Source organism: Paraburkholderia bannensis NBRC 103871 (assembly GCF_000685015.1).
GTDB lineage: Bacteria > Pseudomonadota > Gammaproteobacteria > Burkholderiales > Burkholderiaceae > Paraburkholderia > Paraburkholderia bannensis.
In genome coordinates this window covers 44,432-58,686 of sequence record NZ_BAYA01000023.1, presented here as the reverse complement: position 1 = coordinate 58,686, position 14,255 = coordinate 44,432, and the positions used below count along the sequence as shown (strand labels likewise).

The 14,255-nt window shown below is 62.2% G+C and carries 11 protein-coding genes; 3 read left to right on the top strand and 8 right to left on the bottom strand.

Translation table 11 applies throughout. The features are described from left to right. Nucleotides 1-32 precede the first annotated feature (32 nt). The 6 genes from BBA01S_RS28335 to BBA01S_RS43115 form a co-directional block, all read right to left on the bottom strand. A complete protein-coding gene (locus tag BBA01S_RS28335) occupies nt 33-1,667 on the bottom strand; it encodes an FGGY-family carbohydrate kinase (RefSeq protein ID WP_027819400.1) in 1,635 nt (544 codons plus the stop codon). A gap of 48 nt (nt 1,668-1,715) precedes the next feature. Beyond that, the gene (locus tag BBA01S_RS28330) at nt 1,716-2,444 is read right to left on the bottom strand and encodes an SDR family oxidoreductase (RefSeq protein ID WP_027819399.1); all 729 of its coding nucleotides are present in this window, start codon (nt 2,442-2,444) and stop codon (nt 1,716-1,718) included. A 44-nt stretch (nt 2,445-2,488) separates the two neighbouring features. Then, nucleotides 2,489-3,745, bottom strand: a complete 1,257-nt coding sequence (locus BBA01S_RS28325; protein WP_027819398.1) for a sugar ABC transporter permease — start codon at nt 3,743-3,745, stop codon at nt 2,489-2,491. Nucleotides 3,746-3,756: 11 nt separating this feature from the next. Further along, the gene (locus BBA01S_RS28320; protein WP_027819397.1) at nt 3,757-4,575 is read right to left on the bottom strand and encodes an ATP-binding cassette domain-containing protein; all 819 of its coding nucleotides are present in this window, start codon (nt 4,573-4,575) and stop codon (nt 3,757-3,759) included. Nucleotides 4,576-4,663: 88 nt separating this feature from the next. Further along, the gene (locus BBA01S_RS28315; protein ID WP_027819396.1) at nt 4,664-5,722 is read right to left on the bottom strand and encodes an ABC transporter substrate-binding protein; all 1,059 of its coding nucleotides are present in this window, start codon (nt 5,720-5,722) and stop codon (nt 4,664-4,666) included. Nucleotides 5,723-5,859: 137 nt separating this feature from the next. Then, the gene (locus tag BBA01S_RS43115) at nt 5,860-6,879 is read right to left on the bottom strand and encodes an AraC family transcriptional regulator (protein ID WP_084162588.1); all 1,020 of its coding nucleotides are present in this window, start codon (nt 6,877-6,879) and stop codon (nt 5,860-5,862) included. A gap of 428 nt (nt 6,880-7,307) precedes the next feature. On the opposite strand from BBA01S_RS43115, the gene BBA01S_RS28305 reads away from it, so the two are divergent. The 3 genes from BBA01S_RS28305 (at nt 7,308) to BBA01S_RS43105 (ending at nt 10,908) form a co-directional block, all read left to right on the top strand. Next, on the top strand, nt 7,308-8,054 hold the full coding sequence (locus tag BBA01S_RS28305; RefSeq protein ID WP_027819395.1) for a glucose 1-dehydrogenase: 747 nt from the start codon (nt 7,308-7,310) through the stop codon (nt 8,052-8,054). An 888-nt stretch (nt 8,055-8,942) separates the two neighbouring features. Next, complete coding sequence (locus BBA01S_RS28295; protein ID WP_027819394.1) at nt 8,943-9,815, top strand: AraC family transcriptional regulator; 873 nt, start codon at nt 8,943-8,945, stop codon at nt 9,813-9,815. 64 nt (nt 9,816-9,879) lie between these two features. Then, nucleotides 9,880-10,908: an alpha/beta hydrolase gene (locus tag BBA01S_RS43105; RefSeq protein ID WP_052391918.1), complete on the top strand. Its 1,029-nt coding sequence runs from the start codon at nt 9,880-9,882 to the stop codon at nt 10,906-10,908. A 72-nt stretch (nt 10,909-10,980) separates the two neighbouring features. On the opposite strand, the gene BBA01S_RS28285 is transcribed toward BBA01S_RS43105, so the two are convergent. Together BBA01S_RS28285 and BBA01S_RS43100 are read right to left on the bottom strand one after the other, a co-directional pair. Beyond that, a complete protein-coding gene (locus BBA01S_RS28285; RefSeq protein ID WP_245641617.1) occupies nt 10,981-11,751 on the bottom strand; it encodes an SAM-dependent methyltransferase in 771 nt (256 codons plus the stop codon). A gap of 276 nt (nt 11,752-12,027) precedes the next feature. Continuing rightward, nucleotides 12,028-14,094, bottom strand: coding sequence for a M3 family metallopeptidase (locus BBA01S_RS43100; RefSeq protein WP_042298029.1), 2,067 nt, complete (start codon nt 14,092-14,094; stop codon nt 12,028-12,030). Nucleotides 14,095-14,255: the final 161 nt, after the last annotated feature.

Genomic DNA, 14,255 nt, shown 5'->3' with positions numbered 1-14,255 from the left:
GCGCAGGCAAAGCGGGCCGATAAGCCCGGCAGTCACCCGTGCGTCTGACGAATGCTCCGCGCCACGTCCTGCAACTGCTTGAACGCGGCGTAGCGCGCCTCGTGGAGCGCGGCAATGTCGCCGCTCGCGGGTTCGTGAACCTTGTCGATTCGCGACATGCGCGCCATCGCCGCTTGCAGGTCGTCGTACAACCCGCCCGCCACGGCGCCCAGCATCGCCGCGCCCAGCAGCACCGGCTCCGGCGCCTCGGTCACGAGCACGGGCTTTGCCGTCGCTTCGGCCAGCAGTTGCCGCACCAGGCCCAGACGCCCCGCGCCGCCGCTGATGACCACGCGCTCGACCGGCGCACCCGCCGCCGCCTGGACTTCAATGATCTGGCGTAGCCCATAGCCGATGCTGCAAATGCCCGCAACGTAGAGCGCCACCAGACTGTCCATGTCGGTCTCCATGCCCAGGCCCGCGATCAGCGCCTTCGCGTGCGGGTCGGCAAACGGCGCGCGGTTGCCGAGGAATTCCGGCACCACATGGAGGTCGCGGGCGAGCCGCACCGCATCGGACAGCGTGCCGCAAGCCTGCACCGCCAGGCCCGCGAGCAACTCGGGCAGCGACTGCGCCGCCTGGGCCGCGCGCTCCTGCGCCTCGCGCGCCAACGGATGCATGCCGACAAGCCGCTCGATCGCCGCGCCCGCGACCGACTGCCCGCCTTCGTTGAGCCAGGTCTGCGGCACCATCGCCGAAAAATACGGGCCCCACACGCCCGGCACGAAAACCGGTTCGCGCGTGGTGGTCATCGTGCACGACGAGGTGCCGAACACGTAGGCGAGACACGCCTGCGGCGCGCCATCGGCGCCCACCGTGCCGATCCCGCCCGCATGCGCGTCGATCACGCCTGCGGCCACCGGCGTCCCGGCGCGCAGGCCCAGATCGGCGGCGGCCTGCGGCGTCAACCCACTGCCCAGCGCCGTGCCCGGTTCGACCACGCGCTGGCCGATGCGCGCGAAGCCCTCATCGGCGAGCACGCCCAGCCCCACCGCGCGGAAATAGCTCTCGTCCCAGCGCCGCTCGTGCGCCAGATAAGTCCACTTGCAGGTGACGGTGCAGGTGGAGCGCGCCAGGTCGCCGCTCGCGCGCCAGGTCAGGAAATCGGTCAGGTCGAAGAACTGCCACGCGGCCTCGAACACCTGCGGGCGATGCTCCAGCAGCCACAGCAGCTTGGGCGTCTCCATTTCCGGCGAGATCGTGCCGCCGACGAAGCGCAGCACGTCGTGGCGCGTCGCGTTGATCCGCTGCGCCTGGTCGACGGCGCGATGATCCATCCAGACGACGATGTCGCGCTGCGCGTCTTCCGTCGGGCCGACCGGCAGCGGCTTGCCGCCTTCGCCCAGCACGACCAGCGAGCAGGTCGCATCGAAGCTGATCCCGGCGATGGCCTCCGGCGCGAGCGCAGCCGCCGCCAGCGCGTCCTGCACGGCATGGCACACGGCGCGCCAGATCTGCGTGCTTGACTGCTCGACGATCGATCCGCTCGAATGAAACACGCTGATGTCGTGTTTCGCCGACGCCGCCATGACGCCGTTCGCATCGAACACGCCCGCCCGCGCGCTGCCCGTGCCCACGTCCACGCCGATCACATAGCGCGCGGCGTCCTCTACTTTCGCTGAAGTCATTGCAGTTGGTCTGTCCGTTGAATGGAGCGCCTCATGGTGATGCGCCGCTCAAAGATCCACGCTGTTGGGCAGGATCACGAGATCGCGAATCGTCACGTTGCGCGGCCGCGTCAGCATGAAGACGACCGCATCGGCGACTTCCTTCGGCTGCATCAGGCTGCCCGAGGCCAGCGCCTCCTCCATCTTGGCCTTCGGCCAGTCGTCGAGCAGCGCGGTGACGACCGGCCCCGGCGCGACCGCCCCCACCCGCACGCCATGCTTCGCGACCTGACGGCGCGTGGTGTGCACGAAAGCCTGCACGGCGAACTTGGACGCCGTATAGATCGGCTCCCACACCACCGGCACGATGCCCGCAATCGAGCTCGTGAACAGGATGTCGCCCGAGCGCTGCGCGACCATGTGCGGCAGCACTGCGTGAACGCTGCGGAACGCCGCGTTGATGTTCAGGTTCAGCATGCGATCCCAGTCGTCGGGATTGCCGCTCGCCACCTCGCCGCCGATATACGCGCCCGCGTTCGCATGGAAAATGTCGAGGCCGCCCGCCAGTTGAAGGATCTTCGGCAGCATGCCCGAGACCTCGGCGGGCTGCAGCAGGTCGACCTGCAATGGCAGCGCGTTGGGCCCGAGTTCCGCGCAGCACGCGTCCAGCCGCTCTTTCGCGCGGTCGATCAGCACGACCTTCGCACCTTGCCCGACCAGCGCGCGGGCGCACTCGAAACCGATACCGGAAGCCGCACCGGTGATGGCGGCTACCTTCCCCTTGATGGATTCAGACATGAACGACTCTCCAGGATGCATTGAATTGAGCAGGATCGGCAGGATCAGGCGCGGCCATGCGTGACACGCGAGCGGCGCGCCAGCGAATCGACGATCACGGCGATGGCAAGCACCGCGCCAGTGATCATGAAACGCAGCGACGAAGACAGATTGAGCAGCGTGAGGCCGCTCGCGATCGACTGGATCACGATGATCCCGAGCACCGCCGACCACGCGCTGCCGCGCCCGCCAAAGAGGCTCGTGCCGCCGATCACGGCCGCCGCGATGGCGTTGAGGTTGACGTCGCCGGTGCCGGCCTGCTGGCTCGCGGACGCCAGACGCGCTGCCGTGAGCACGCCGCCCAGCGCCGCCAGCGCGGCGCACAGCACGAAGGCGCTCGTATAGATGCGCCGCACGTTGATACCGGCGCGGCGCGCGGCCTCGCGATTGCCACCCACGGCGTTCATCGAACGGCCCCAGCGCGTGCGCGTGAGCGCATAGTTCATCGCCACCGTCAGGCCGAGGAATACGCCGAACATCAGCGGCACGCCGCGTCCGCGGTCGAGATAGGCCACCACGAGTTCGAGGGCCAGCGTGATGAGCGCCGCGCGCGCCAGCAGGCCGCTCACCGATGGCGCGGAAAGCCGGGCCGCGCGGCGGCGTTCGCGCGTGCGCAGTCCGAGCACCACCATCGTCAGCCCTGGCAGGAGCGCCAGCAGGTGTGAAACGACGGCGGGAATGATCATCGACTGCCCGAAATTCACCATCGGCGAGCCGTAGGGCAAGTTGATCGAGCCGTCCGAGCCAAGCACGTACAACTGCATGCCGAGAATCGCCAGCAGCCCGGCGAGCGTCGACACGAAGCTCGGCATGCCCAGGCGGTTCAGCAGCAACGCGTAGAGCGCGCCGATCACCCCGCCCACGACAATCGCCGCTGCGATGGCCAGCAGCACCGGCCAGCCCGCATTGACCCACAGCAGGCCCAGCAGCGCCGACGCAAAGCCGCTCATCGAGCCGACCGAAAGATCGATTTCGCCGACCAGCAGCACGCAGACGATGCCCAGCGAAATCACGCCGACCGTCGAGCAGTCGAACAACAGGTTCACGAGATTGTCGGCGGACAGGAAGACCGGGTTCAGGCTCGTGAACACCGTCCAGATGATGACGAGACCGACGATGACCGGCAGCGAGCCGAGGTCGCCCGAGCGGATCCGGTCGACGAAAGCGGACAGGCTTTCGCCGACGCCGCTTGCGTGCTTGACGCGCACGTCGCTGCGGTCGAGTAGCGTGGGCGGCGTCGCGCCCTGCGTTTGCTTGCTCATGATCGCCTCTTTCATTGAACGTCCTGCCTGGCTTCCTGCCCTGCCGCGCGCCGTCCGGCGCGGCGCGACACGGCGTTTTCGGTCGCGCCCGTGATGGCGGCGACCAGTTCGGCGTTGGAGGAATCGGGATAGAACACACCGTTGTTGCGGCCCAGCCGCAGCACCACGATGCGATCCGCCACGGCGCGCACGTCCTCCATGTTGTGGCTGATCATGATGACGGCGTGGCCGCGCTCGCGTACGCGCTCGATCAGGTTCAGCACCTCGGCGGTCTGCGCCACGCCGAGCGCGGCCGTCGGCTCATCGAGCATGATGAGCTTGGGGTCGAGCAGCAGCGAACGCGCGATCGCCACCGTCTGGCGCTGGCCGCCCGACAGCGACGCGACCACGTCGCGCACGTCGGGAATGCGCGCCGACAGCTCGTTGAGCAGCGTCCACGCGCGCACTTCCATTTGCACTTCGTCGAGCCGCAGCGGGCTCAATTCGCGGCCAAGAAAGATGTTGGCGACGACGTCGAGGTTCTCGCACAGCGCAAGATCCTGGAACACCGTGGCAATGCCCAGGTCGAGCGCGGTGGCCGGGTCGGTCAGCGTGACCGGCTGGCCGCGAAACGTGATTGTGCCCGCGCTCGGTTGATGCACGCCCGCGAGCACCTTCACGAGCGTCGATTTGCCCGCGCCGTTGTCGCCCACCAGCGCCACCACTTCACCGGCGTGGACGTCGAGCTCGATATCGGTGAGCGCGGACACCGCGCCGAAGTGCTTGGAAATGCCGCGCAGACTCAGCACGAGCTCGCCCGGCGCGGCGCGAGTTGGGGAGTTCTCAATCATGGGCTCAGTCATGGAAATACCTGCTTTCTGGTAAGCCAGGGGACGGCGGCTGTGCAAGCCGCCGCGCCCGATTTATCTGCATGCCGAATCAATCGGCGATCCCAAGCTTCTTGCAGCCGTCCGCATAGCGCCCGGTGCACAGGTCTTTCGCGCTCGTGAAGCCCTTGTCGAGCACCTCGGCCTTGATGTTCTTCGAGGTGATGACGGCGGGCTTGAAGAGCTGCGAAGGCGTGTTGAAGAGCGTCGTTTCGCCCTTGGGCTTATCGCCCGAGAGGAAGCCCACGGCAACCATCGCCGCCGCGGCCGCGACAATCTCGCTCGGCTTGAGGATCGTGTTGTACTGGTCGCCCGCCACGATCAGTTGCAGGCCCGCCAGCGTCGCGTCGTTGCCCGTCACCGGCGGCACGGGATTCACGCCCGCGGCCTTGAACGCGGCAATGGTGCCGCCCGCCGTGCCGTCATTCGCGGCCACCACGCCGACGATCTGCGCACCGAAGCGCGTGATCTGCCCGCTCACCCACTGCTGGGCCTTCGGCGGCGCCCATTCGGGCGTGTCGTATTCGGACAGCGTCTTGTAGCCGCTGCCTTCCAGCCCTTCGTGGATGCCCTTCTTGATGAGGCCCGCCGCCGCATCAGTGGGCGAACCGTTGACTTCGAGCACGCCGCCCTTGCTGCCCGCCACGCCCGCTTCCTTGAAGCGCTGCACGAGCGACTGCGCAATCGACTTGCCGATCTCCTCGTTGTCGAACGAGACGTAATAGTCCGCGGGCGTCGACGGCACCGGTCGATCGTAGGCAATGACCTTGATGCCCTGGCTTTGCGCCATATGCACGAGCGAAGCCGCCGCCGTCGAATCGACCGGATCGAGCACGATCACCTTCGCGCCCTGCGCAATCACCGAATTGAACTGTTGCTGCTGGGTCGAAGCATCGGCGTTGGCGTTCTGGTAGAGCACCTTGCAGCCCGCGCAGAGCTTCGCCATTTCCGCCTTGAAGCCGGGAAAGTCGTGCTGCTCGTAGCGCGTCGACGCGTGGTCGGGCATCAGGAACGCCACCGTGCCGCTGGGCGCGGCGAAGGACGCGGTCGCGCCGGTCAGCGCCAGGCCAAACAGGGCCGCGCCGATCAGTTGAGTCGTGAGTCGGGTCATTGCTTGTCTCCGTTGTTGGAAAAATGCCGGTGCAGCGCATGCCGCCGGTGAACCACAGGTAAAGCTTCCCCACGCCGGGCGGCTTGGCCCGGCGGGACATGACGGTTGAGGCGCGCGAAACTGCGCCAGAGCGTGCGCTAGGCGCTCACGGTGGAAAGGTCGGCGGAAACGTCGGCGGAGCGGTCGGCCGATGCGGCGGCGCTGGCGACGTTGAGGCGTTGCCACGAACGCCAGCGCGACGGCGACATCCCTTTGATCTGCAGGAACTGCCGGTTGAAATTCGAGAGGTTATTGAAGCCCACCTGGTAGCAGATCCCGGTGATGCTCAGCTCGTCGGACAGGAGCAACTGGCACGCGAGATCGATGCGCAACTGGTTCACGTACTGCACGAACGGCACGCCCGTGTGACGGCGGAAATAGCGCGAAAAAGCGCTCACGCTCTGCCCCGCGAGCGCCGCCAGGTCGCTCTCGCGCAATTCCTGCGAGAGGTTCTTGCCGATAAAGGTCAGCACGTGATTGATGCGCGAACCGGCGTAGCGCGTCGGGTCGGCACGGTACGCGGCGCTGGCGAGCTTTTGCGGCTCGGCGCTGCGCAGCAACTGGTCGAACAGCGCGATGAACAGCATGACGCGGCGCAGCCCTTGCGCGCCCACCATCTCGCGCAGGATCGGCGCCACGGCCGCGCCGGTTTCCGCCGGGAACAGCAGGCCGCCGCGCGAGGCGTCGAGCAGCGCCTCGACGCGCCGGAACTCCGGAAATGCGTCAATCGTGCGCGCCATGAACGCGGCGTCGAATTGCAGGACGAGGCAACGTTCGTCGACGCGCTCGCCTTGCGGCACGCTGCTCACCCAGTTATGCGGCAGGTTCGGCCCGACCATCACGAGATTGCCGGGCACGAAATTGCCGATGTGATCGCCGACGAAATACTTGCCCGTCGTGGCCGTGATGAGGTGGATCTCGTACTCGGGATGGAAATGCCAGCGCACCGTGCGATAGGGATAGCCGTGCGCCCAGACCTTGAACGACTCGGCGACCGGGACGGCGACCAGTTCGAGATCGGGCTGGTCGATCCTGGCGTGCCCCGCGAAGCGGTGATCGCGCTGGTCGCGTTGCTCGCGTTGCTCGGGTCGATTAATCGCATCCTGCGTGGAAAGCATCTGTCTCCTCCTGCGGCGGTTCGTTCTTTCTTTGTTCTGTCTCGTCAGGCTCCCGAGTTCGATGAGCGCCCGCCATGCCTGAAAATTACCTGTCCCCATGCGCTTCGGCTACTGAAAATAAAACGCTGGACTGATACTTTTTTGCATTCGGGTATCCCCGTATCGCATTTCATGTCAAGTTTTGTGCAACGCAGCGGGCGTGGTGTTTCAGCCGACTTGCTTGCGCCCCGTTTTTGGTTTTTGGCCGGCTTTTGTCCCTTTGACCCCGTGTTTTGATTGTTCGGCTAATCGCGCCAGTCAATTCAATCCGTGCGCCTTTATCGCGGCGGCGCGAATCTCTACATTTCACTTCAAGCACCGGCAAACGCGATCCGCAAGCATTGACGCCGGTTCGGATCCACGAAATCACTCACACCGAGGTACACATCATGGGCAAGCTTTCAGGAAAGGTCGCCGTTGTCACCGGCGCGTCGAAGGGCATTGGCGCAGGCATCGCAAAAGCACTGGCTGCCGAAGGTGCTTCGGTCGTCGTGAACTACGCGAGCAGCAAGGCCGGTGCGGATGAAGTTGTGTCCGCCATTACTTCGGCAGGCGGCAAGGCAGTGGCCGTGGGTGGCGACGTATCGAAGGCCGCTGACGCACAAGGTATCGTCGACGCGGCAGTCGAAACGTATGGCCGCCTGGACATCCTCGTCAATAACTCGGGCGTCTACGAATTCGCGCCCATCGAAGAGTTCACCGAAGCGCAGTACCGCAGACAGTTCGACATCAACGTGCTGGGCGTGCTGCTGACCACGCAAGCGGCCGTCAAGCATCTCGGCGAGGGCGCGAGCATCGTGAACGTCAGCTCGGTGGTGTCGACGATCACGCCTGCCGCGACCGCGGTCTACAGCGGCACGAAAGGCGCAGTCGATGCGATTTCGGGCGCGCTCGCACGCGAGCTTGGGCCGCGCAAGATCCGTGTCAACACGATCAATCCGGGCGTGATCGTGACCGAGGGTACGCATAGCGCGGGCGTCATCGGATCGGATTTCGAAGCCGCCGCGGTCAGCCAGACGCCGCTCGGCCGCGTGGGCCACCCCGACGACATTGCGTCGATTGCGGTGTTCCTCGCGTCGGACGACGCAAAGTGGCTGACGGGCGAGCATATTGTTGCTAGTGGCGGCATGCGCTAAAGCCACGTCGCTCAAGCCAAGTCGCATCGCAGCCTGGTGACCCTGTCGCCAGGCTGTTTTTTTAAGTCGTAGCGACGCGTGTTTCAGGCTTGCGAGAACCACTTTGGCGTAGCCGGGCGCGTTTGCGTTGACGTCGTTGCCGACGGGTTGAACATCGGCACGCGTGCGCTTCGACATCGTCAGCCGATGTCGAATTGATCCGATCCTGCTGCGCGCTTTGCGCCCTCTCTCGTGTCTGCCGCGGCTTCATCGGGCTGCCGGAATCGGTGCCAGGCGTAGAATTCAAGCGTCAGGGGCGCAGCAGTCCCGCGTTTGCCACGGCGTCCGAGGCACTGCTGAATTCGCACCGCGATGGTCTTGCCTATTGCATCACGCAGATTTTCGCCAGGATGGGAAAGGTGCCACCGGAGTCGCCGGTTGTGCTGGCCGCTTCGTTTAAGGGCCTTTCACAAGGGCTCGCATTGCAGCGGCCGATGCTCACAGAAGTGCCTATCGGGCACAGGATCATGGTGTTCCTGCGGAGCCTGTTGGCGGCTGCGCCAGCGGTGGGCGGGGCGTGAAGCTTGCTGGCGATGTTTGAAGCGTGTGGGCAGGCGATGATGGTCGATGTCGGTGCGTGTCTACAGGAGATGCAGCATAGAAACAGAACGTGTGAATGACCGGCACTTTAAGGATCGGGCATGGACGACGACAGTTCTTGCCATCCGGCGGGATGAGTGGCAGACCGGTGTCCACCGCTTCTCGCGAACCGCACCGAAGGACAGTCTATCGGCTCGACACCCGCACGCACCGATATCGTTCCGGCCGTCCGAACCGATAAATAGCAAGATCGGCTAGGCACAATCGCCATTCAAGGGCGACCATGTCGCAAATTGAACGATCCAGGCCATGCTAACTCACGCTGAAGCAACAACCGCGTACACCCGGCGCTTCGAGGACACGCTCGCATACATCGATGCGAACCTCGAGGGCGACCTTTCCGTGGGCGCACTTAGCCAAATCGCAAACTTCTCGAAGTTCCATTTTCATCGACAGTTTGCAGCCTATGTTGGCGTACCGGTCGCACGCTACGTCCAGCTGATGCGCCTGCGTAGAGCGGCCCACCGGTTGGCTTCACGCGAATCCTGCCCGGTAATCGACGCCGCCTTCGATGCGGGATTCGATAGCCCCGAAGCCTTCAGCCGCGCCTTCAAGCGATCATTCGGCATGACCCCGATCGCCTTCCGGCAGCATCCCAACTGGCAGATCTGGAGCGCAAACTTCATTGTCCCGTACCGTTCGAGAAAACTGAACATGCAGGTGCGAATTGTCGACTTCGCTGTGACACGGGTTGCGGCACTGGAACACGTCGGCCCGATCGGGCTGGTCAACGAGAGCGTGCGCAAATTTGTGGATTGGCACAGGCAAAGCGGCCAGCCTCCTCTTCTATCGAGTCGAGCCTTCGCTGTTCCGCACAGCAACCCGGATACGACACCGGGCGACGAATTTCGCTGCGATATCAGCGCGGAGATTCACGCGCCGGTCGCTCCGAATGCTTATGGCGTCCGCGAACTCGTTATTCCCGGCGGTCGATGCGCCGTGGTCAGACATGCTGGTTCAACCGATCATATCGGCGAGACGATCTATCCGATCTACCGCGACTGGCTTCCCGGTAGTGGAGAAGAGTTGAGAGACCATTCGCTATTTTTTCATTACCTGAGCGCATTTTCCGACGTCGCAGCTCAACAGTGGCAGACCGACATCTATATTCCGTTGACGTGACAGGAAACCCTGGCCTGGACGGAACTGACATCCACGGCCGCTCAATTTAATAGTGGAGGCACCATTGATCATATTGTTCGCGATTGCGCATTTCATTTTTATAGCATTCCTTATTATTTGTTTGTGTATCGTTATGATCGCAACCTCGCCGCGCCGGAAGGCTCAGTCGAAAGACGTATTCGGATTCAAGTCATTGCAGCCGACACCCGACACCGATCTCCCGCCTCTCCTCCGCTATCCTGCCAGAGATGGCGAGCAACTCGCCTGGCGCTTCTATGATTCGTCCGCCGACCAGATTATGATCTTCGTACACGGATCGTCTTATCATGGGCGCTCCTATCACGCGCTCGCCAGCGTGATAAGTGCATCCGGCGCGGCGAAGGTCGTTCTGCCGAATATGCGTGGACACTTCCAGTCGGGTCGCCACCGAGGGGATGTCGAATATATTGGCCAGTTCGAAGACGACATTGCCGACCTGATCACCGAACTGCGAAGACAGGGCTACAACGGACGAATCGTCCTTGGAGGCCACTCGAGTGGCGGCGGGTTCGTGATCCGCTTTGCGGGCGGCCCTCACGCCCGACTCGTTTCGCGGTTCTTGTTGTCGAGCCCGGTCATCCCCACTTCCAGGACGCTCCGGGACGGATCAGCAAGTGGCTGGGCGCAACTTCATATGCGGCGACTTATCGCACTGGTGATCCTGAATATATTCGGCATCCGCGGCTTCAATGCGCTGCCGGTCATTGACTTCAACAAACCGGTGCAACTCTGGGACGGTACCGAGACGCTTTCCTACTCCTACCGGCTCAACACGTCTTATCACCCCCGCAGCCGCTACGCTCGGGATCTACGCAAATTGGCGGACAAAGCGTTCGTCTTCGCCGGCGAACATGATGAGGCCGTTGATGCCCAGCGCCTCAAGGAACTCTTCCAACGGGAATGCCCCGCAAGCCCGTTCCAGATCGTTCAGGACATGAATCACCTCGGGATTTTCACAAGTGCGCCAGTGCACAACATGCTTATCGAATGGCTGGCGCAGCGTGAAGAGATGCATCCCGCGGGGCGCCCGACTCGTGTTGCGTACGCCGCGTGAGCAAAGGGCTGGCGTGGGGGATTCCGGACGGCGGGAAAGGGTTCACGTAATGCACGCGAACCGTGCTAATCGTCAGGGCTTCAAAAGCAGGTAATAGCCAAACCCGAGCGTCGTTCGGCCCCATTTCAGGTAGGCGCTATGCCACGCTTGCATTCGCGTTGAGAATGCTTTCGCGTCAGGATCATCAGGATGTGTTGCGAGGTATTGCATCATCGCGGCGCAATACCTGCCTTCATACTCATCCCACTCGTCATCACTGCTTGTTGCGGTACGAAGAACGTTGAAACCTGATGCACGAGCCCGTTCGGAGTTTTGTGCGTGAGACACAAACTCGTCCGTTGTACCGCCAAGTACGTCGAGATAGTCCTGTGACGGCAGCTGCTTCCAAAAGCCTTCCGCGACAAGCAATAGGCCATTGGGTCTGAGCCAGTTCGCGCTGATACGCAAGCACTCCTCAAACGAACCGAATGCGTGCGTTGATCCGATGCAAAGAATAGCAGCGTAGCCTCCATCCGGTCGAGGGTGATCTAGCAATGGAGCGTTTATCAACTTTAGGCGTGGGTCGTCCGGCAATTCCCGCAGGAATTCCGCTCGCGCCTCGTCCAGGAAGCGTTGATTAATGTCGACCCCGACACCGAGTGCGGGCGACATGCGAAGCACATCTCGCAACAAGGCGGCTTTACCGCAGCCAGCATCAAGCACGACATCATCGGCAGATAAATTACTGACGAGACTCAGGACGAGTTCATCAGCTTTCTGCCGCGAAAGCGGGCTCAAATAACGGTGGTTACGATGCGCAATAGTCGAAAAGCGAAGTGGGTCGTAGTTCGTGTCGGTCATCATTCTCTTGCGAAAAGGTATTGAGGGTTTCGTTCAACATCGATCCGCCGAGCGCTTTCATACACGAACCTCCTGAGTATTAATGTTTTAGGCTTATCCGCAAGCGGATATTGATTTACAACCGAACAAGATCCCTCAAACCAGAGCGACAGTTTTGGCGATTGGCGAAGGTTCGCCGAGAGTGGCACTCAGCCAGTCGTCGCTCTTCGATGGAACTGTAGCCCACGCAATACGCTTCAATCGCTAGTCAGCCAGACTCGGGCCGTCGATGCAGGCCCTCTAGTCAACACCATCAACACTCGCAAGCGCTGCTTCAACGCCACGCTTGCGAGCAAGCGCCATAGGATCCGGCGACCGCCCCCTGAATCTGCGAAACGCCACCGCAGGATCGACCGAGTTTCCAACGCTGAACAGGTGATCGTGCAGGTTTTCCGCAAGCGCCTCGTCAAACGTATCACCGCGTTCCATGAAGGCCTCAAACGCGTCTGCTTCCAGCGTCTGAGCCCAAAGATAGCCGTAGTATCCGGCAGCATAATCGCTGCCGCCGAAGAGATGTCGAAAGTGAGGTAGTCGATGATTGACGTCGGCTGCATGCACAACGCCAAGACGTTCGAAAAAGTCCGACTGGAACTCATCCACGTCCAGATCGGCCAGCGATGCGGTCGAGTGAAGCTCGATATCCAGAAGCGCGGATGCAATGTAGCGGACGAGTTCGTAGCCCTCGTTGAACCGGATGGACGCATGGAGGCTGGCGATCAGGCTGTCCGGTAAAGGATCCCCCGTTTCCGAATGCTTCGCGTGGGCCGCAAGCAAGGTACTGTCAAGCGCCCAGTTCTCAATAAGGTGAGAAGGGAATTCCACGAAATCCCTATGCACCCTGGTGCCCGACAGTCCGCGAAATCGCACACCGGACAGCAAGCTATGCAGCGCATGCCCAAATTCATGAAAGACTGTGCGGACGTTATCGACGGTCAATTCGGTTCGGGTATGCCTGCTGCCCAGAAAGGACGCACTATTGATAACCAGTGGCAGCGTAGCGTCGACCCCGTCGCAACGCATGCGGAACTCCGATTCCCAAGCGCCCGACGTCTTTCGCTCACGAGCATAGTAGTCGCCGATGAAATATCCAATCAGGCGGCCACGTTGCTCGACTTCCCAGAGCCTTGCGTCCTCATGATGAAGCACGACATCGTGACGTTCGCGGAAGCTGAGTCCAAAAAGGCGGCCCGCACAGTCGAATGCCGCGCGAATAGTCGACTCAAGTTCGAAATGCTTGCTGACTAATTCCGCATCGATGTTGAAACTGCGAGCACGGAGTTGCTCGGTCAAATAGCGCCAGTCCCACGGTTCGATGTCTGTCGACTCTCCGAGCTCAGCCGCGAGGCTGCGGAGCGTCTCCAGTTCGGAATTACATAGCGCCTTTGCTGGCGCCCACAGGGTTTCGAGAAGTGCACGTGCCGCCTGAGGGGAACCCGCCATACGGTCAACCAGGGCGTAGTGTGCAAAAGTCTCGAACCCGAGCAATTGCGCCAGTTCCATGCGTAGCGAAATAGCTTCGCGGATGACTGGGCGATTGTCGAAGGCTGGTTCAGTGCAACGGCCAGTCCATGCACGCCAAATGCGCTCGCGCAGGTCGCGCCGCGACGAGTATGTCAAGAAGGGCACTACGCTTGAATAAGTGAGCGTGAATACATGTTCGTTTATCCCGGCACTGCGGTGCGACGCACGCGCAGCACGCAGGACGAATTCCGGCAGGCCGATCAGTTCATCCTCGGTGGCGAGAACAAGACTGAACACATCCGTCGAGGTGAGAAGGTTCTGGTTGAACGCTACGTAAAGTTCAGCGAGACGTGCCTTGATTGCACTGAAGCGCGAAGCGTCCGGCGTCGACAGATGGACGCCATTGCGAACAAAATCGGTGTGGATCCGCTCAAGCAAGCGTCGTTCGTCCTCCGCCAGTCTTGCCACGCTTCGGGTCTTATAGATTGCGTCGAGACGTGCGAAAAACGGCCGATGACTGCGCACAGTCGCGTGATGACTGGCTAGCGCGGCGCACACGTCGGCTTCGACCGCCCGTAGTTCGTCCGTTCCCACCGTCAGCCGCAAGATTTCGAACAGGGCATCGATCCGTTCGATGTGGCCACCTGTCGCTTCGTACGGGATTACCGTATTTTCAAAGGTCGCCGGATCGGCATTAGATGCAATCGTGTCGATGCGCTCAAGTCGCGTCCTGGCGAGTTGCGTGATGGCCGGGGCAAAATGTTCAGGACGGATCTCCGCGAACGGTGGAAAATCACCAACTGCATTCCAGTCCATCAAGAGTGGATTTGTCGTCGATTCGGGCATGGTTAGCTTTCGATTTTCTCCGGAATATTGACGACAATCTTTCGCCTGCCAAGGCAAGACACATTTTTCCCTACGCTGCCACGAGCAGTCAACCGGCTGTACTTTATCGAATGACCGCTTCGTTAAATCAAGTCCAATCTTTTGAGCCAGCGGCCAGTGAT

What these genes read in the sequence shown, in the direction of transcription:
- BBA01S_RS28335 (WP_027819400.1), bottom strand. Translation starts at nt 1,667, where the DNA reads ATGACTTCAGCGAAAGTAGAGGACGCCGCGCGCTATGTGATCGGCGTG.
- BBA01S_RS28330 (WP_027819399.1), bottom strand. Translation starts at nt 2,444, where the DNA reads ATGTCTGAATCCATCAAGGGGAAGGTAGCCGCCATCACCGGTGCGGCT.
- BBA01S_RS28325 (WP_027819398.1), bottom strand. Translation starts at nt 3,745, where the DNA reads ATGAGCAAGCAAACGCAGGGCGCGACGCCGCCCACGCTACTCGACCGC.
- BBA01S_RS28320 (WP_027819397.1), bottom strand. Translation starts at nt 4,575, where the DNA reads ATGATTGAGAACTCCCCAACTCGCGCCGCGCCGGGCGAGCTCGTGCTG.
- BBA01S_RS28315 (WP_027819396.1), bottom strand. Translation starts at nt 5,722, where the DNA reads ATGACCCGACTCACGACTCAACTGATCGGCGCGGCCCTGTTTGGCCTG.
- BBA01S_RS43115 (WP_084162588.1), bottom strand. Translation starts at nt 6,879, where the DNA reads ATGCTTTCCACGCAGGATGCGATTAATCGACCCGAGCAACGCGAGCAA.
- BBA01S_RS28305 (WP_027819395.1), top strand. Translation starts at nt 7,308, where the DNA reads ATGGGCAAGCTTTCAGGAAAGGTCGCCGTTGTCACCGGCGCGTCGAAG.
- BBA01S_RS28295 (WP_027819394.1), top strand. Translation starts at nt 8,943, where the DNA reads ATGCTAACTCACGCTGAAGCAACAACCGCGTACACCCGGCGCTTCGAG.
- BBA01S_RS28285 (WP_245641617.1), bottom strand. Translation starts at nt 11,751, where the DNA reads ATGATGACCGACACGAACTACGACCCACTTCGCTTTTCGACTATTGCG.
- BBA01S_RS43100 (WP_042298029.1), bottom strand. Translation starts at nt 14,094, where the DNA reads ATGCCCGAATCGACGACAAATCCACTCTTGATGGACTGGAATGCAGTT.